We start from the raw sequence: 15,394 nt of genomic DNA on the forward strand, positions 1-15,394 counted from the left end.
GCCCGTCTTGCATCGAAGGAGTCTCGTTGGAGTCCGTCTCCTACCACCTCGACGACCGGTCCACCGGGCCGATCGCCGTCATCCACCTCGACCGCCCCGACCGGCTCAACGCCGTCGACGTGGGTCTGACCCGCGGGCTGGTCGAGGCGTTGCGCCGGGCCGGGCGCGACGGGGCGCAGGCGGTCGTGCTCGCCGGACGCGGTCGCTCGTTCTGCGCCGGCCACGATCTCAAGGCCGAACCCCTCGAGGAGACACCGCTCCAGGCGCGCGAGCGGCTCGAGGAGATCCACGACGTGACCCGGCTGATCCGACGGCTGCCGGCCCCGGTGATCGCGGCGGTGCACGGATACGCGCTGGGAGCCGGAGCCGAGTTCGCCCTGGCCTGCGACGTCGTGGTCGCCGCCGAGGACGCCTCCTTCGGCTTTCCCGAGGTGTCGGTCGGGCTCTCGGTCACCGGCGGCATCTCCAAGCTGCTGCCGGCCCTGGTGGGCTGGGCGAAGGCCAAGGAGCTGCTGCTCCTCGGCGAGCGCGTCAGCGGCCGTCGGGCCGCCGAGATCGGCCTCGTGGCGCGCGCGGTGCCGGCCGGCGAGCACGAGACGGTCGCGCTCGACCTGGCGGCCCGGATGGCGCAGCGGCCCGCACTCGCCCTGAGTCTGGCCAAGCAGACCCTCGACCACGGTCTCGACAGCACGGTCGAGGGCGCCATGGCGCGCGAGACCGAGAACGCACTGCTCACCGCGCTCTCCGGCGAGAACGACGCACCCCGCGAGCAGTTCAACCGTGACTGACCCGCTGTCCCCCACCCCTGCCTCCAGCCCTACCCGCACCCCTGCCAGCACCCTGGTCGACCTCCTCGACTCGCGCGCCGCGGAGCACCCCGATCGGATCGCGTGGGTCTTCGACCTGCCCGAGCGTCCGCGCGAGAGCCTCACGTACGACGAGATCGCCCGGCGCAGCACCCACCTCGCTCAGGCGCTGAGCGAGCGCGGGGTCCGGACAGGCGACCACGTCGGCGTCCAGCTCGGCAACGTCCCCGCCACGGGACTGGTCTGGTTCGCGCTCATGCGGCTCGGGGCGGCGATCGTGCCGCTCAACGTGCGCTATCGCTCGACCGACCGCTCGCACATCCTCGACGACGCCGGCGTGCGCCTGCTCGTGGACGACGCCACGTACGCCGAGTTGAGCGCCGCGGCGCCGCAGCATCCCTGGCGAGAGGCGCCGCTCGACCCCGAGACGGTCGTCAACGTGCAGTACACCTCCGGCACCACGGGCCGCCCCAAGGGTTGCCTGCTCACCCACCGCTACTGGACGACCCTGGGCGACTCGCTGATCAGCGGTCACCCGCACCTGGACGAGAGCGACGTGCTGCTCACCGCGCAGCCGTTCCACTACGTCGACCCGCAGTGGAACGTGGTCGCGGCGCTCATGGCCGGTGCGCGACTGGTGGTGCTCGACGCGTTCCACCCGTCGTCGTTCTGGGCCAAGGTGCGCGAGCACCAGGTCACCTACGTCTATTGCCTGGCCTCGATGCCGGTGCTGTTGCTGCGCATGCCGCCCGCGCCCACCGACCGCGACCACCGCGTGCGCGTGGTGCAGTGCTCGGCGATCCCGCCGGCGGTGCACGCCGGGTTGGAGGAGCGTTTCGGGGTGCCGTGGTTCGAGTGCTTCGGCATGACCGAGACCGGCGCCGACATCAGGGTCGGTGCCGACGAGCACGACGCGCTCGTGGGTTCGGGCTGCCTGGGGCGCCCGGCGGCGCACCGCGAGACTCGGGTCGACGAGGCCGGACAGCTGTGGCTGCGGGGGCCGGGCATGATGCTCGGCTACCTCGGCCACCCCGCCCCCTTCGACGAGGACGGCTGGTTCCCGACCGGGGATCTGGCCCGCACCGACGACGAGGGTCGGCTCTACCTGGCGGGCCGGCTCAAGGACATGATCCGCCGCTCGGGCGAGAACATCGCGGCCGTCGAGGTCGAGGAGGTGCTGCTCTCGCATCCCGCCGTCCAGGTCGCCGCGGTGATCGGCGTACCCGACGAGGTGCGCGGCGAGGAGGTCGCCGCCTACGTCGTGGCTCCCGGCGCCGACGAGGCCGAGCTGCACGCCTGGTGCGCGGAGCGCCTCGCGCCGTTCAAGGTGCCGAGCATCTGGCGGTTCCGCGACGAGCTGCCTCTCACGGCGTCCCTACGGGTCGAGAAGGCGGCGCTGCGGCGGGAGGTGGCCGGTGCGAGCTGACCTGCTGCTCACGAACGCCCGGGTTCGCACCCTGGAGGGCGTGGACCGCGCCGACGTGGCGTCGTCCGTGGCGATCTGGCGCGACCGGATCGTGGCCGTCGACGAAGAGCTGCCCGCCCACCGCACGCTCGATCTCGACGGCGCTGTGGTCGCTCCCGGCTTCCACGACGCTCACAACCACATGGCGTGGTACGGCCTGAGCCTCGCGGAGGTGGACCTGCGCGTGGGGTCGCTGGATGCCCTCTACGACGCGGTGGCCCGCCGCGCTGCGGAGCTCGACGCTGCCGGTGACGCCGACGCCTGGGTCGTCGGCTCGGGCTACGACGAGAACAAGACCGGCGCCCACCCGACCCGCGAAGGGCTCGACCGCGCCGCCGGAGGCCGACGGGTCTGGCTCAAGCACACCAGCGGCCACATGTGCGTGGTCAACACAGCCCTGCTCGCCGAGCTCGGGCTCTCCGACTCCGCGCGCGACGTGCCCGGCGGTCGCGTGGTGACCGACGAGGCGGGGCGGCCCACCGGGCTCCTGCAGGAGCAGGCCCAGCAGCTCCTCGGCCCGCTGACGCTGCCCTACCCTCTCTCCCAGCTCGTCGACGCCATCGAGCGCGCGGGCCGGGTCTACCTGAGCGAGGGCATCACCTCGGTGGTCGAGGCCGGGATCGGCGGCGGCTGGATCGGCAAGAGCCCGGTCGAGGTGGCGGCCTACCAGACGGCTCGCGACACTGGCCGGCTACCGGTGCGGGTCGAGCTGATGGTCGCCGCCGACGCCCTGCGCGAGCTGACCGGTCACCCCGCCGACGGGCTCGGCATCGGTCTCGACCTCGGCATCCGCACCGGCCTCGGCGACGACCGACTGCGGCTGGGCCCGGTCAAGGTGTTCAGCGACGGCTCGCTCATCGGTCACACCTGCGCGCTCACCGACGACTTCGCCGACACCCCCGGTCAGCGCGGCTACCTCCAAGACGACGCCGAGGCCCTGCGTACCCGCATCCTCGACGCGCACCGCTCCGGGTGGCGGGTCGCGACGCACGCCATCGGGGACGCCGCCATCGACTTGGTGCTCGACGCCTACGCCGAAGCCCAGCGGCGATGGCCGCGAGCCGACGTCCGGCACCGCATCGAGCACTTCGGCGTGAGTCGCCCAGAACACGTGGCCCGCGCCGCGGAGCTCGGGGTGGTGCCGGTGCCCCAGGGGCGTTTCGTCAGTGAGATCGGCGACGGCATGATCGCCGCGCTCGGCGCGGAGCGGGCCGGCTGGGCCTACCGCGGCCGGTCGCTGCTCGACGCCGGCGTGGTGCTGCCCGGGTCCTCGGACCGTCCCGTCGTGAGCGGCGCCCCGCTGCTGGGCATGCACGACCTGGTCAACCGGCGCACGGACTCAGGAGCGGCGTGCGGGCCCGAGGAGGCCATCACCGGCCTCGAGGCGCTGGTGGCCTACACCCACGGGTCGGCCTACGCCTCGCACCAGGAGCACGAGCGCGGCACGATCGCCTCGGGCAAGCTGGCCGACCTGGTCGTGCTCTCCGACGACCCGGCGACGGTCGCGCCGGAGGACATCCGCGACATCGAGGTCATCGCGACCCTCCTCGGCGGCGAGCCGGTCTGGCAGGCCCGCTGAAGCCGGGCGGGTAGCCTCGCAGGGTGCGCTCCTGGGCCTTCCTCGTCTCCCGGCGGTGGATCCTCTTCGCGATCATCGTGGCGTTCCTGGCCTACGCGGCCTGGTGGCTCGGCGAGTGGCAGTTCGGCCGCCTGGCCGACCGCAAGGCGAGCAATGCGATCGTCCGCACCAACGAGAGCCTCTCCCCCGCACCCGTCGGCGACGTGCTGGCGCCGGATCGACCCGTCTCGGACGACGACGAGTGGCGGCTGGTGAGCGCCACCGGCACCTATGACACCGCCGACACCGTGATCGTGCGCTACCAGACCATGGACGGTGCCTCGGGTGTCGACGTCGTGGTGCCGCTGCGCACCGACGCCGGCCCGGTGCTCCTGGTGAACCGGGGCTGGCTCGCCACCGAGAACGCCGGCACCGCCGACCCCGGCGACGTGCCCGACCCGCCGTCGGGCACCGTGACCGTCACCGGCTACGTGCGTGTCGACGGCTCCGGTGACAGCACGATCGTGACCGATCAGTCGACCAGGGCGGTGTCGAGCAGCGCCATCGGCGACGCTCTCGACCTCCAGACCTACGGCGGGTTCGTCGACCTGGAATCGGAGGATCCCACGCCGGCGACCGCCCTGGAGCCGGTCGAGCTGCCCGAGCTCGACAACGGGCCGCACTTCTTCTACGGCCTCCAGTGGTGGTTCTTCGGTCTGCTGGCCGTCTTCGGCTTCTTCTACCTGGCCTGGGACGAGCGACGCCACGGTCCGCGCGGCGAGCGGCCGGACGGGGGGGCAGACGGGGGGCCCGCGAAGCCGACCAAGGAGAAGAGGCCCCGGCAGAGCAACCACCCCTACGCGCGGGCGGCCGCCTCCTCGGAGACTGCGGAGTCGTCGAGGAACTGAGTGCGGTAGAGGTCGGCGTAGAGGCCGCCCTCGGCGAGCAGCTCGCCGTGGGTGCCCTGCTGCACGATCCGGCCCTCGTCGAGCACGAGGATGCGGTCGGCCTCGCGCACCGTGGAGAGGCGGTGGGCGATCACCAGCGACGTGCGCCCCTCGAGCGCGGCATCGAGTGCGCGCTGCACCGCGGCCTCGGACTCCGAGTCCAGGTGGGCCGTGGCCTCGTCGAGCACCACGATCGCCGGCGACTTCAGCAGCAGCCGCGCGATCGCCAACCGCTGTCGCTCGCCGCCCGAGAGCCGGTAGCCGCGGTCGCCCACGACGGTGTCGAGTCCGTCGGGCAGCCGGTGCACCATCGTGGCGATCTGTGCCGCCTCGAGGGCACCCCAGATGGCGTCGTCTCCGACGCCGGGACGCGCGTAGAGCAGGTTGTTGCGGATGGTGTCGTGGAAGAGGTGGGCGTCCTGCGTCACGTACCCGACGGCGTCCTCGATGGACTGGAGCGTCACGTCGCGCACATCGCTCCCGCCCACCAAAACGGCGCCCGAGTCGACGTCGTAGAGCCGGGCGACCAAGTGGGTGACGGTGGTCTTGCCGGCGCCGGACGGACCGACGAGAGCGACCATCTCGCCCGGTCGTGCCGCGAAGGTCAGGCCCTGCAGCACGGGTCCGCTCGACCCGGACTCGGGGCGGGCCACTCCCTCGAGCGACGGCAGCGAGAGCTCTTCGGATCCGGGGTAGGTGAACGAGACGTCGTCGAACTCCAGGCTGGCAGCGCCGGGCGGAACCTGCTCGGCGTCCGGGCGCTCCTGAACCAGGGAGGGGAGGTCGAGCACCTCGAAGACGCGCTCGAAGCTCACCAGCGCGGTCATGATGTCGATGCGCACGTTCGAGAGACCCTGCAGCGGGCCCAGCAGGCGCAGCAGCAGCGTCGCCAGGGCTACCAGCGTGCCCACGGAGAGACTCTTGCTGATGACCAGCTGGCCGCCGACGCCGTACACCAGCGCGGTCGCGAGCGCGGGCACCAGCACCATCGCAGCCCCGAAGACGCGGGTCGTGAGAGTGATCTTCACACCGAGGTCGCGCACGACCGCGGCCTTCGAGGCGAACAGCGCATCCTCCTCGTGGCGACGTCCGAAGAGCTTCAGCAGCATGGCGCCGCCGACGTTGAACCGCTCGGTCATGACGTTGCCCAGGTCGGCGTTCCCGTTCATCTGCTCCCGCGTCAGGCCCGCGAGCCGGGCGCTGACCCAGCGGGAGGCGAGGAAGAGGAACGGGAACAGCGCAACGCACAGCAGGGTCACCTGCCAGCTCAGCGCCAGCATCGTGACACCGACGACGAGCACGGCGATGACGTTCGAGACGGTGGTCGACAGCGTCGAGGTGAAGGCCCGCTGGGCGCCGATGACATCGTTGTTGAGGCGGGAGACCAGGGCGCCGGTCTGGGTGCGGGTGAAGAACGCCATCGACTGGCGCTGCACGTGGCCGAACACCTGCGTGCGCAGGTCGTAGATCAGGCCCTCACCGATGCGCGAGGAGAGCCATGCGCTCACGACGCCGAGGACCGCGCTGAAGATCGCGAATCCCGCCATGGCCAGCGCCACCCAGGTGACGACGGACCGGTCGCCGGCGGCGATGCCCTTGTCGAGCACCTTCTGCACCAGCAGCGGCGTGACGATCACGGTCGAGGCGTCGATCACGGTGAGGGCCAAGAAGACGGCGATGATGCGGCGGTGCGGGCGCGCGAACCCGACGACCCGCTTCACCGTGTCGCGGGCGACACGCTGGTCGCCCACGCTCGGGTCGGTGCGCAGAAGCCGCCAAGCCGCCCCCGCGTTCATCATCCCTGACATCCGGCTCCCTGCTGGTTGCTCGTCCTACGCGAGGGAAACCAGATCGGCGTACCCGTCATTCCACAGGTCCTCGTCGCCGTCGGGCAGCAGCAGCACCCGGTCCGGCTCGAGGGCCCGTACGGCGCCCTCGTCGTGGGTGACCAGGACGATCGCCCCCTCGTAGCTGCGGATCGCCGCCAACACCTCCTCGCGGGAGGCCGGGTCGAGGTTGTTGGTGGGCTCGTCGAGCAGCAGCACGTTGGCGCTGGAGACCACCAGCGAGGCCAGCGCCAGCCGGGTCTTCTCGCCGCCGGAGAGCACCGAGGCGGGCTTGTGGGCATCGTCGCCGGAGAACAGGAACGAGCCGAGCACGCTGCGCGCTTCGGTGTCGGTGAGCTGCGGCGCGGCCGACTGCATGTTCTCCAAGACGGTGCGCGAGGTGTCGAGGGTCTCGTGCTCCTGCGCGTAGTAGCCGATCTTGAGGCCGTGACCCGGCACGACCAGGCCGCTGTCGGGGGCGTCGACGCCGCCGAGGATGCGCAGCAGGGTCGTCTTGCCGGCACCGTTCAGGCCGAGCACCACGACGCGGGAGCCGCGGTCGATGGCGAGGTCGACGCCGGTGAACACCTCCAGGGAGCCGTAGGCCTTCGACAGCGACGACGCCGTGAGCGGTGTCTTGCCGCAGGCGGCCGGCTTCGGGAAGGCGATGGCGGCCACCTTGTCGGCCTGCCGCTCGCCCTCGACGCCGTCGAGCATCTTCTCGGCACGCTTGAGCATCGACTGCGCCGCCTGGGCCTTCGAGGCCTTCGCGCGCATCTTGTTCGCCTGGTCCGTGAGCTGCTTGGCCTTGTTCTCGGCGTTCATGCGCTCGCGGCGACGGCGCTTCTCGTCGGTCTCGCGCTGGGTCAGGTAGTGCCGCCAACCCATGTTGTAGACGTCGATGACCGACCGGTTGGCGTCGAGGTGCATCACCTTGTTCACCGTGGCCGAGAGCAGGTCGTTGTCGTGGCTGATGATGATGAAGCCGCCGGAGTGCTGCTTGAGGAAGTCGCGCAGCCAGATGATCGAGTCGGCGTCGAGGTGGTTGGTCGGCTCGTCGAGGATGAGCACGTCGGCGCCGGAGAACAGGATGCGCGCCAACTCGACCCGGCGGCGCTGCCCGCCCGAGAGCGTCTTGAGCTGCTGACCCAGGATCCGCTCGGGGATGCCCAGGCTCGCGGCGATCGTGGCCGCCTCGGACTCCGCGGCGTACCCGCCCGCGGCGTGCATCTCGTCGTCGGCCCGGGCGTAGCGGCGCATCGCCTTGTCGCGCACGGCCGGGTCGTCGGAGGCCATCTGCGCCTCGGCGTCACGCAGCTTGGCCACGACGGCGTCGAGGCCCCGTGCGGAGAGGATGCGGTCGCGGGCCAGCACCTCGGGGTCGCCGGTACGGGGATCCTGCGGCAGGTAGCCGACGTCGCCGGTGGTGTGCACCTGACCTCCGGCCGGCAGGCCCTCGCCAGCGAGGATCTTGGTGAGGGTGGTCTTGCCGGCGCCGTTTCGGCCCACGAGGCCGACCTTGTCACCGGCCCCGACGCGGAAGCTGACGTCGCTCATCAGCAGGCGTGCGCCGACGCGGACCTCGAGCTGCTGGGCGGTGATCATGACGGTGGTCGAGTCTAGGTCTGGCAGGCTGCTGCCAACGAAACGTCGACGGTCGAGAGAGAGCTGGCGCTCCAGGCGGCGGCGTCCGTCGGCGACGACCGGATCCAGCAGCGCACGCAGGGCCAGGTCGACGAGGAGTCGTGGACGCATGGCTCGGCCGACGAGCGGATGCGCTGGTTCCAGACCGGCTACACCACCGGCACTCTCCAGGCGTGCGACACGTTCAGCGCCGCCGCGCTGTGAGTCCGAAGCCACCGCCATAGAGGGCCCGGACGCCGAACTCCTCGCGCCCGACCGTCAGGTGCGTGAGGCCAGCGGCGGTCATGAGGATGCCGAGCACGAGGCGTGCGCAGGTTCTGGAAAGGGAGCCCATGGATCGTCCTAGGGCCCGAGCAGGATCTCGATGAGCGGGAACTGTCGTTGGAGCGCGCGCAGGTGCGGCGCGACGGCGGGGTGGCGGAACTTGCCGGCGAGCGCGCCCTCTCCCCCGGCGACGCGCGCCAGCGCCCACTCCGCGCGGCTCATGGCGGTGTAGACGGCGGTGATGCGGGCTCCCTCGGCCGCCTGCTCGGGAGTGGCTGGGCCGCACGGCAGGTCGTCGGGTAGGCCCATGAGGTAGGTGTCGAGCAGCGGCCCGAGCTCCTCGCGGGCCGAGAGCAGGTAGTAGCCGAGGTCGCCACCCACCGGCCCCGTGCCCAAGCAGGCCCAGTCGATCGCGACGACGTCGTCGCCCTCGCGACCGATGAGGTTGCGCGGGGTCGGGTCACCGTGCTGGAGCACTTGCGGCAGGGCGTCGAGCCTGGCGAGCCAGTGGTCGCGCCGGGTCCAGAGGTGTTCGGCGACGTCGGCCATCGTCGTCCGCGAGAGCGTGCGCCAGCCCCCGTGGCGGGCGGTGCGGGCCAGGCGATCTCGCAGTTGGTCGCGAGCCAGCCACGACACGTTGGGCACGGGCGTGCCCGCGAACCGGCCGAGCGCGTGGGCGACGAAGAGGCCGTTGAGGGCGGCGTCCTCGACCCAGTCCTCGGTCAGCGTGATGCCGTCGCCATCGTCGACCGCCTGGCTGCGCACGGGCGGCCGCAGACCCCGGCTACGGGCGAGGACGCCGCTGGTCACGATCTCGGCGGGTCGTCGCCAGTAGGCGAAGTGGTGCGCCTCAAGGAGTTCGGCCGGGTCGCCCGGCCCAGGCATTGCGAGTCGCTTGACGGCCACGGGCTCGCCGTCGACATCGGCACGCCAGACCCCCACGGTGGACGGGGAGGCGCCGCCGGGAAGCGGGTGCCAGCCGGGCTGGGGCTGCCACATGGGCGTGACGCTAGTGCATTCAGCGGCCCGGCCAGGGCTCGTTCGCGCTGTTGTGCACGGAGATTTCGACGCACTGGGCGCTCTCGATCGCGGCGAGCAGCACGTCACGGCGGGGCTCGGCGACCGCGAGCCATCGCTCCACGGGCTCGAGGTGGCGCAGTCGCGGGTGCTCGAGAACCTCGGCGACGGCCTGCTTGTCACCGCCCGTCACGAGAGGCCCGCGCAGGTCACCGAGCAGCCGGACGGCGTGCTCGGCTGCTGCCTCGTAGGCCACCCGCGCCTGGTTGGCCCGGCGACGCGCGAACCGCTGCTGGCTCTGGCCACCGGCCTTGGTGCGGCCCTGCACGTGTCGGCTCCCCACCTTGGTGGCGGTGGCCCGGGCCCGGCTCATGCGGGCCACGCCGTAACCGCCCTTGCGCACCAGCAGCACTCCCCACTGCCCCGGCGCGGCATCGCGCGCGTGCGCGGCGAAGGCCGCAGGCTCGGCCAGCCCGAGGTAGCGCCCCCCGAAGGGTGCCGCCGCGGTGAACGTGCTGCCGTCGCTCGCGGAGCCGGCCAGCGACCCGTCCCGCGTGGTGAGGGCGGTCGTGCCGTGCCGACCCTGGAAGTTCTGCACCCACCGCTCCACGCGTGCCGGCGGTACGAGGACGCTCTCCGCGGTGTTCTCGGGCATGCGCGCGACGCTACCCGCGCCCTCCGTACCGGCCCCGCCAGCTCGCGTGGGTGTTCGTCGCGGTCGCGGTGGATCTTGAACCGGTGATGAGTGGTGATCTCGTAGCCGAGGGGCCTACTCCTGGTGCAGCACCTTGAACCGCTCGCACACCACGAGCATGTCGGGCGCCCAGGTGCCCTCCTCGCGGAAGAACCGCTCGTGGATCTCACGCCAGGAGGCGAGCGAACGATCCGCCTCTCCCTCGAGATAGGCGTGCTCCTCGCTGATCTCGCCGAAAGGGTGCACCTCGACCGACGTGCAGGAGATGAGCGCCCGCGGGTGGCCGGCGCCGTCGAGGACGATGCTGAGGTTGCCCTGCGCGGGCAGCGGCTCGGCCGCCTCGTCGTCCGGCCGGTCGTCGGTATACCAGGCGTGGGCGCTGGCGGTGGCCGTCTTCGTGCCGCCGAGCACCAGCGCGAGCAGTTCGTCGGCCATCTCCGGCGAGCTGCCGAACGCCCACGCCGGAGGCGTGAGCGACTCCAGCGCCGAGGGCCCGAAGTAGGCCGGGACGGCGTTCGTGAGGCGCGCGTGCACTCGCGCGACCTCCCAGAACTCCTCGACGGGTCCGCGTTGGGGCTGGTCGGAGGCGCTCATCGGGTCACGGTAGCCCGCTCAGACGTTGAACCCGAGCGCACGCAGCTGCTCACGGCCGTCCTCGGTGATCTTGTCGGGGCCCCACGGCGGCATCCAGACCCAGTTGATGGCGACGTCGTTGACCAGGCCCTCGAGCGCGCCGTTGGTCTGGTCCTCGATGACGTCGGTCAGCGGGCAGGCCGCGGAGGTCAGGGTCATGTCGACGACGACGTTGGTCTTCTCGTCGACGTGCACGCCGTAGACGAGGCCGAGGTCGACGACGTTGATGCCGAGCTCGGGGTCGACGACGTCCTTGAGGGCTTCGGTGACCTCGTCCTCGCTCACCGTGGCGGTGGCGGCACCGCCGGTGGCTTCGGGCACCTCGGGCAGGTCGCTGTGGTCGGTCACGGGGTCGGTCACGGGGTCGGTCACTGGTCGTCTCCGTTCGTCAGGGTCTGGGTCGTGGCGTCCTTCCAGGCCATCCAGCCGAGGAGGGCGCACTTCACGCGGGCGGGGAACTTGGCGACACCGGCGAAGGCGATGCCGTCCTCCAGCACCTCCTCGTCGGGCTCGACGGTGCCCTTGCCCTGCATGAGCGTGAGGAACTCGGCGTGGACGTCCATCGCCTCGGCGACGGACTTGCCGATGACGAGGTCGGTCATGACCGAGGTGGCGGCCTGCGAGATCGAGCAGCCGAGCGCGTCGTAGGAGACGTCGTCGACCACCGGGCCGTCGGGACCGTCGGTGAGGTGCACCCGCAGGGTGACCTCGTCACCGCAGGTCGGGTTGACGTGGTGCACCTCGGCCTCAAAGGGGTCGCGCAGCCCTTGATGGTGTGGGTTCTTGTAGTGGTCCAGGATGATCTCCTGGTACAGCGCGTCGAGTTCGGCGCTCATCGGTGTCTCCCCCTAGCCCAACGTGAAGTAAGAGCGGGTGTAGTTCAGGGCCTCCACCAGCGCGTCGATGTCGGCCGGCGTCGTGTAGAGGTACGACGACATCCGCGAGCTGCTCTGGACGCCGAAGCGGGCGTGCGCGGGCTTCGCGCAGTGGTGCCCGGCCCGGACGGCGACGCCGCGCGAGTCGAGAACCTGGGCGACGTCGTGCGGGTGCACGCCGTCGATCTCGAACGACACCGCTCCCCCGCGTGCGTGCGCGTCGGTCGGGCCCAACACCTTCAGACCCGGCACGGTCGCGAGCCCCTCGAGGGCATAGCCGGTGATGGCCTGCTCGTGGCGCTGGATCGCCTCCATGCCGATGCCGTCGAGGTACTCCAGCGCGGCGCCGAGACCCACGGCCTCGACGATGGGCGGGGTGCCGGCCTCGAACTTGTGCGGGATGCCCGCGTAGGTCGAGCGCTCCATGGTCACCGTCTCGATCATCTCGCCGCCCCCGAGGAACGGCGGCAGCGACTCCAGCAGCGCCCGGCTGCCCCACAGCACGCCGATGCCGGTCGGCCCGACCGTCTTGTGCCCGGTGAACACGAGGGCATCGGGACGCTCGGCCTCCGGCATCGCGGCCAGGTCGATCGGCAGCTGGGGTGCGGCCTGCGAGGCGTCGAGGACGACGACCGCGCCGACCTCGTGCGCCCGCCGGGTGATCTCGGCGACCGGGTTGATGGTGCCGAGCATGTTCGACACCCAGGTGAGGGTCACGACCTTGGTGTGCTCGGTGAGCAGCTCGTCGATGTTCGTGAGGTCGAGCTGGCCGTCGTCGGTGAGCCCGAACCAGCGCAGCTCGGCGCCGGTGCGCTCGGTGACCAGCTGCCACGGCACGATGTTGGAGTGGTGCTCCATCTCGGTCGTGACCACCACGTCGCCCGGCCCGAGCTGATGCTCGCCGGCCCAGGCGAAGGTGTTCGCCAGCAGGTTGAGCGCCTCGGAGGCGTTCTTGGTGAACACGACCTCCTCGCGCGAGGGCGCACCGAGGAACGAGGCCACCCGGTCGCGGCCACCCTCGAACGCCTCGGTGGCCTCGGCACCCAACAGGTGCATGGCCCGCGCCACGTTCGCGTTGTGCCGCTCGAGGTGGTCGACCATCGCGTCGATCACCACCTGCGGCTTCTGCGAGGTGTTGGCACTGTCGAGGTAGACCAGCGGCAGGCCCGCGGGCGTCGTCCGCGTGAGGATCGGGAAGTCCTTGCGGACCACCTCGAGGTCGGGCAGCAGTCCGTCGATCACGATCGAACTCCCTTCAAGTGGTCCGGTGGTGCGAGAGGTGGTGCTGCGCAAGGCGGAGGAGCGAAGGCGGCCTTCGAGCGGAGCGGGCCGTCGAGCGACGACAGCGCAGCGCAGTGCCGCCTATCGCGCCACCGGAAGGTAGGACTCGTAGCCCTCGGCTTCTAGCTTGTCGGCCAGCTCGGGGCCACCGGACTCCGCGACCTTGCCGTCGACGAAGACGTGCACGACGTCGGGGGTGATGTAGCGCAGGATGCGGGTGTAGTGCGTGATGAGCAGCACGCCCTTGCCCTCGCGCTCGCGGAAGCGGTTGACGCCCTCGGAGACGATCTTCAGCGCGTCGATGTCGAGACCGGAGTCGGTCTCGTCGAGGATCGCGACCTTGGGGTCGAGCAGCTCGAGCTGGGCGATCTCGTGGCGCTTCTTCTCCCCACCGGAGAAGCCCTCGTTCACCGAGCGCTGCGAGAAGGTGGAGTCGAGGTTGAGCCGGTCGAGGGCGCCGTTGACGTCCTTGACCCAGGTGCGCAGCTTGGGCGCCTCGCCGTCGATGGCGGTCTTGGCGGTGCGCAGGAAGTTCGCCACCGAGACGCCGGGCACCTCGACGGGGTACTGCATCGCCAGGAAGAGGCCGGCCCGGGCGCGCTCGTCGACGCTCATGGCCAGCACGTCCTCGCCGTCGAGGGTCACCGAGCCGCCGGTGATCTCGTACTTCGGGTGGCCGGCGATCGAGTAGGCCAGCGTCGACTTGCCCGAGCCGTTGGGGCCCATGATGGCGTGGGTCTGGCCGTCGTCGATGGTCAGCGTCACGCCCTTGAGGATCTGCTTGGGGCCGTCCTCGGTGCTGACCGAGACGGCGAGGTCGGTGATCTCGAGCGTGCTCATGCGGGGGTCACTCCGTTCAGGGTGGTGGTGGTGTCGATGAAGACGTCGTCTCCCCGGACGTCGACGGGGAAGGTGGCCACGGGCTCGGTGGCCGGGAGGCCGCTGGGCTTGCCGGTGCGGACGTCGAAGCACGAGCCGTGCAACCAGCACTCGACGCGCCCGCCCTCGACCTCGCCCTCGCTGAGCGCCACCGCGGCGTGCGAGCACAGATCCTGCAGCGCGAACACCTCGTCGCCGTCGCGGACGACCGCCACGGTGTACTCCTCGACCTCGACGGCCAGCGGCTCGTCGTCGGGTACCTCGGCCAAGGCGCACGCGCGCTGGAAGCTCATGCGGAGCCCTCCAGGGCGCTGGCGAACTCCCCGGGTGCGGCGAGCATGTTCTTGGCCAGCTCCTTCTCGACCGTCTCGGTGAGCTGCTCCTCGAGGAACGGCACACCGATCTTGCGGATCAGGTCGGCGAAGAAGCCGTGCAGCACCAGCCGGCGGGCCTCCTCGACCGAGACGCCGCGGCTCTGGAGGTAGAAGAGCTGCTCGTCGTCGAAGCGAGCGGTGGCCGAGGCGTGTCCCGCACCCTCGATCTCACCCGTCTCGATCTCGAGGTTCGGCACCGAGTCGGCCTGGCAGCCGTCGGTGAGCACGAGGTTGCGGTTCTCCTCGTACGTCTCGATGCCCTCGGCCTCCTTGCGGATCAGCACGTTCCCGATCCAGACCGTGTGCGCCCCCTGACCCTGCAGGGCGCCCTTGTAGTTCACGTTGCTCGAGGTCCGAGGAGCGTTGTGGTCGGCGAAGAGCCGGTGCTCGAGGTGCTGGCCGGCGTCGGCGAAGTAGAGGCCGAGCAGCTCGGCCTCACCGCCGGGGCCGTCGTACTCGACGTTGGCGTGCAGCCGCACCAGGTCTCCGCCGAACGAGACCGACGTGTGCTTGACGCGCGCGTCGCGGCCGACCCGAATGGCGTCGCGGCCCAGGTGGACGGCATCGTCGTCCCAGTCCTGCACCGACACGATGTCGACCTGGGCGCCGTCGCCGACCACGAAGGTCGAGATGGCGCAGTAGCGCGCCGCCCCGGTGTGCACGAGCACGATCGTGACCTTGGCGTGCGCGCCGATGCGGTAGAGCAGCTGACCCCACACCAGGTCCTCGACGGTGTTGCCGGAGAGGCGGATCACCACCGGCTCGTCGCACTCCAGCTCGGCCGGGACGTCGAGCAGCGCGGCACCGCCGGAGAGCGACGCGGCCAGCGCGGCCGGACGCTCGTTGGGGCCGAGCTCGCCCAGGGCGCGGGCCTCCTCGGCGGTGACGGTCGAGAGGGTGACGCCCTCGGGCAGCGTGGTGTCCCACTCCAGACACGCGTCGGAGGGCTCACCGTCGAGCAGGCCACGCAGACGCTTGAGCGGGGTGAACCGCCACACCTCCTCGCGTCCGGTCGGTGCGGGGTGGTCGGCGAGGTCGTAGCTCGGCGGCGGGTTGAGGTGGCTCTCCACCCGCGCGGGGGCAGCAGCAGTCACGGTCACGTGGTGTTCTTCCTAGCTTCGGGGGTGCGGG

Annotated in this window: 17 protein-coding genes; 5 read left to right on the top strand and 12 right to left on the bottom strand. The window is 71.3% G+C overall.

The window, feature by feature from the left end; genetic code table 11:
* Positions 1 to 26: 26 nt before the first annotated feature.
* The 4 genes from ISG29_RS09935 to ISG29_RS09950 are packed head-to-tail and all read left to right on the top strand — an operon-like array spanning position 27 to position 4,737.
* Entirely contained in the window at positions 27 to 788 is a 762-nt protein-coding gene (locus ISG29_RS09935) for an enoyl-CoA hydratase/isomerase family protein (RefSeq protein ID WP_194503283.1), read from the top strand.
* Positions 781 to 2,232: an AMP-binding protein gene (locus ISG29_RS09940; protein WP_207792977.1), complete on the top strand. Its 1,452-nt coding sequence runs from the start codon at positions 781 to 783 to the stop codon at positions 2,230 to 2,232. Before ISG29_RS09935 ends, ISG29_RS09940 begins: the two co-directional genes overlap by 8 nt.
* Positions 2,222 to 3,850: an amidohydrolase gene (locus ISG29_RS09945; RefSeq protein WP_194503284.1), complete on the top strand. Its 1,629-nt coding sequence runs from the start codon at positions 2,222 to 2,224 to the stop codon at positions 3,848 to 3,850. Before ISG29_RS09940 ends, ISG29_RS09945 begins: the two co-directional genes overlap by 11 nt.
* Before the next feature lie 23 nt (positions 3,851 to 3,873).
* On the top strand, positions 3,874 to 4,737 hold the full coding sequence (locus ISG29_RS09950) for an SURF1 family cytochrome oxidase biogenesis protein (RefSeq protein ID WP_194503285.1): 864 nt from the start codon (positions 3,874 to 3,876) through the stop codon (positions 4,735 to 4,737).
* Here the strand turns inward: ISG29_RS09950 and ISG29_RS09955 are convergent.
* Both ISG29_RS09955 and ISG29_RS09960 read right to left on the bottom strand, forming a co-directional pair.
* Complete coding sequence (locus ISG29_RS09955; RefSeq protein WP_328828673.1) at positions 4,686 to 6,527, bottom strand: ABC transporter ATP-binding protein; 1,842 nt, start codon at positions 6,525 to 6,527, stop codon at positions 4,686 to 4,688. The genes ISG29_RS09950 and ISG29_RS09955 overlap by 52 nt on opposite strands.
* Positions 6,528 to 6,608: 81 nt before the next feature.
* Positions 6,609 to 8,207 carry an ABC-F family ATP-binding cassette domain-containing protein gene (locus ISG29_RS09960; RefSeq protein WP_194503551.1) on the bottom strand — a complete coding sequence of 533 codons (1,599 nt, stop codon included), beginning with the start codon at positions 8,205 to 8,207 and terminating at the stop codon, positions 6,609 to 6,611.
* A 102-nt stretch (positions 8,208 to 8,309) separates the two neighbouring features.
* On the opposite strand from ISG29_RS09960, the gene ISG29_RS09965 reads away from it, so the two are divergent.
* On the top strand, positions 8,310 to 8,450 hold the full coding sequence (locus ISG29_RS09965; protein ID WP_328828853.1) for a neutral zinc metallopeptidase: 141 nt from the start codon (positions 8,310 to 8,312) through the stop codon (positions 8,448 to 8,450).
* On the opposite strand, the gene ISG29_RS09970 is transcribed toward ISG29_RS09965, so the two are convergent.
* The 10 genes from ISG29_RS09970 to sufD all read right to left on the bottom strand — a co-directional run bounded on the left by ISG29_RS09970 (position 8,431) and on the right by sufD (position 15,363).
* Entirely contained in the window at positions 8,431 to 8,580 is a 150-nt protein-coding gene (locus ISG29_RS09970; protein ID WP_194503594.1) for a hypothetical protein, read from the bottom strand. The two genes, ISG29_RS09965 and ISG29_RS09970, sit on opposite strands and share 20 nt — an antisense overlap.
* An 8-nt stretch (positions 8,581 to 8,588) precedes the next feature.
* The gene (locus ISG29_RS09975) at positions 8,589 to 9,509 is read right to left on the bottom strand and encodes a phosphotransferase (RefSeq protein WP_194503287.1); all 921 of its coding nucleotides are present in this window, start codon (positions 9,507 to 9,509) and stop codon (positions 8,589 to 8,591) included.
* Between the two features lie 19 nt (positions 9,510 to 9,528).
* Positions 9,529 to 10,182: an acVLRF1 family peptidyl-tRNA hydrolase gene (locus tag ISG29_RS09980; protein ID WP_194503288.1), complete on the bottom strand. Its 654-nt coding sequence runs from the start codon at positions 10,180 to 10,182 to the stop codon at positions 9,529 to 9,531.
* Positions 10,183 to 10,296: 114 nt separating this feature from the next.
* Positions 10,297 to 10,815: an ASCH domain-containing protein gene (locus tag ISG29_RS09985; protein WP_194503289.1), complete on the bottom strand. Its 519-nt coding sequence runs from the start codon at positions 10,813 to 10,815 to the stop codon at positions 10,297 to 10,299.
* A gap of 18 nt (positions 10,816 to 10,833) precedes the next feature.
* Positions 10,834 to 11,226: a metal-sulfur cluster assembly factor gene (locus ISG29_RS09990; RefSeq protein WP_407940187.1), complete on the bottom strand. Its 393-nt coding sequence runs from the start codon at positions 11,224 to 11,226 to the stop codon at positions 10,834 to 10,836.
* Positions 11,223 to 11,690, bottom strand: a complete 468-nt coding sequence (sufU, locus tag ISG29_RS09995; protein WP_194503290.1) for a Fe-S cluster assembly sulfur transfer protein SufU — start codon at positions 11,688 to 11,690, stop codon at positions 11,223 to 11,225. The genes ISG29_RS09990 and sufU overlap by 4 nt, the downstream gene beginning before the upstream one ends.
* 12 nt (positions 11,691 to 11,702) lie before the next feature.
* Positions 11,703 to 12,959 carry a cysteine desulfurase gene (locus tag ISG29_RS10000; RefSeq protein WP_207792997.1) on the bottom strand — a complete coding sequence of 419 codons (1,257 nt, stop codon included), beginning with the start codon at positions 12,957 to 12,959 and terminating at the stop codon, positions 11,703 to 11,705.
* Between the two features lie 132 nt (positions 12,960 to 13,091).
* Positions 13,092 to 13,850 carry a Fe-S cluster assembly ATPase SufC gene (gene sufC / locus ISG29_RS10005; protein WP_194503291.1) on the bottom strand — a complete coding sequence of 253 codons (759 nt, stop codon included), beginning with the start codon at positions 13,848 to 13,850 and terminating at the stop codon, positions 13,092 to 13,094.
* Complete coding sequence (locus ISG29_RS10010; RefSeq protein WP_194503292.1) at positions 13,847 to 14,182, bottom strand: non-heme iron oxygenase ferredoxin subunit; 336 nt, start codon at positions 14,180 to 14,182, stop codon at positions 13,847 to 13,849. Before ISG29_RS10010 ends, sufC begins: the two co-directional genes overlap by 4 nt.
* Positions 14,179 to 15,363, bottom strand: a complete 1,185-nt coding sequence (sufD, locus tag ISG29_RS10015) for a Fe-S cluster assembly protein SufD (protein WP_194503293.1) — start codon at positions 15,361 to 15,363, stop codon at positions 14,179 to 14,181. Before sufD ends, ISG29_RS10010 begins: the two co-directional genes overlap by 4 nt.
* Positions 15,364 to 15,394 lie beyond the last annotated feature (31 nt).

Origin of the sequence: Nocardioides acrostichi (genome assembly GCF_015319165.1) — a bacterium.
GTDB lineage: Bacteria > Actinomycetota > Actinomycetes > Propionibacteriales > Nocardioidaceae > Nocardioides > Nocardioides acrostichi.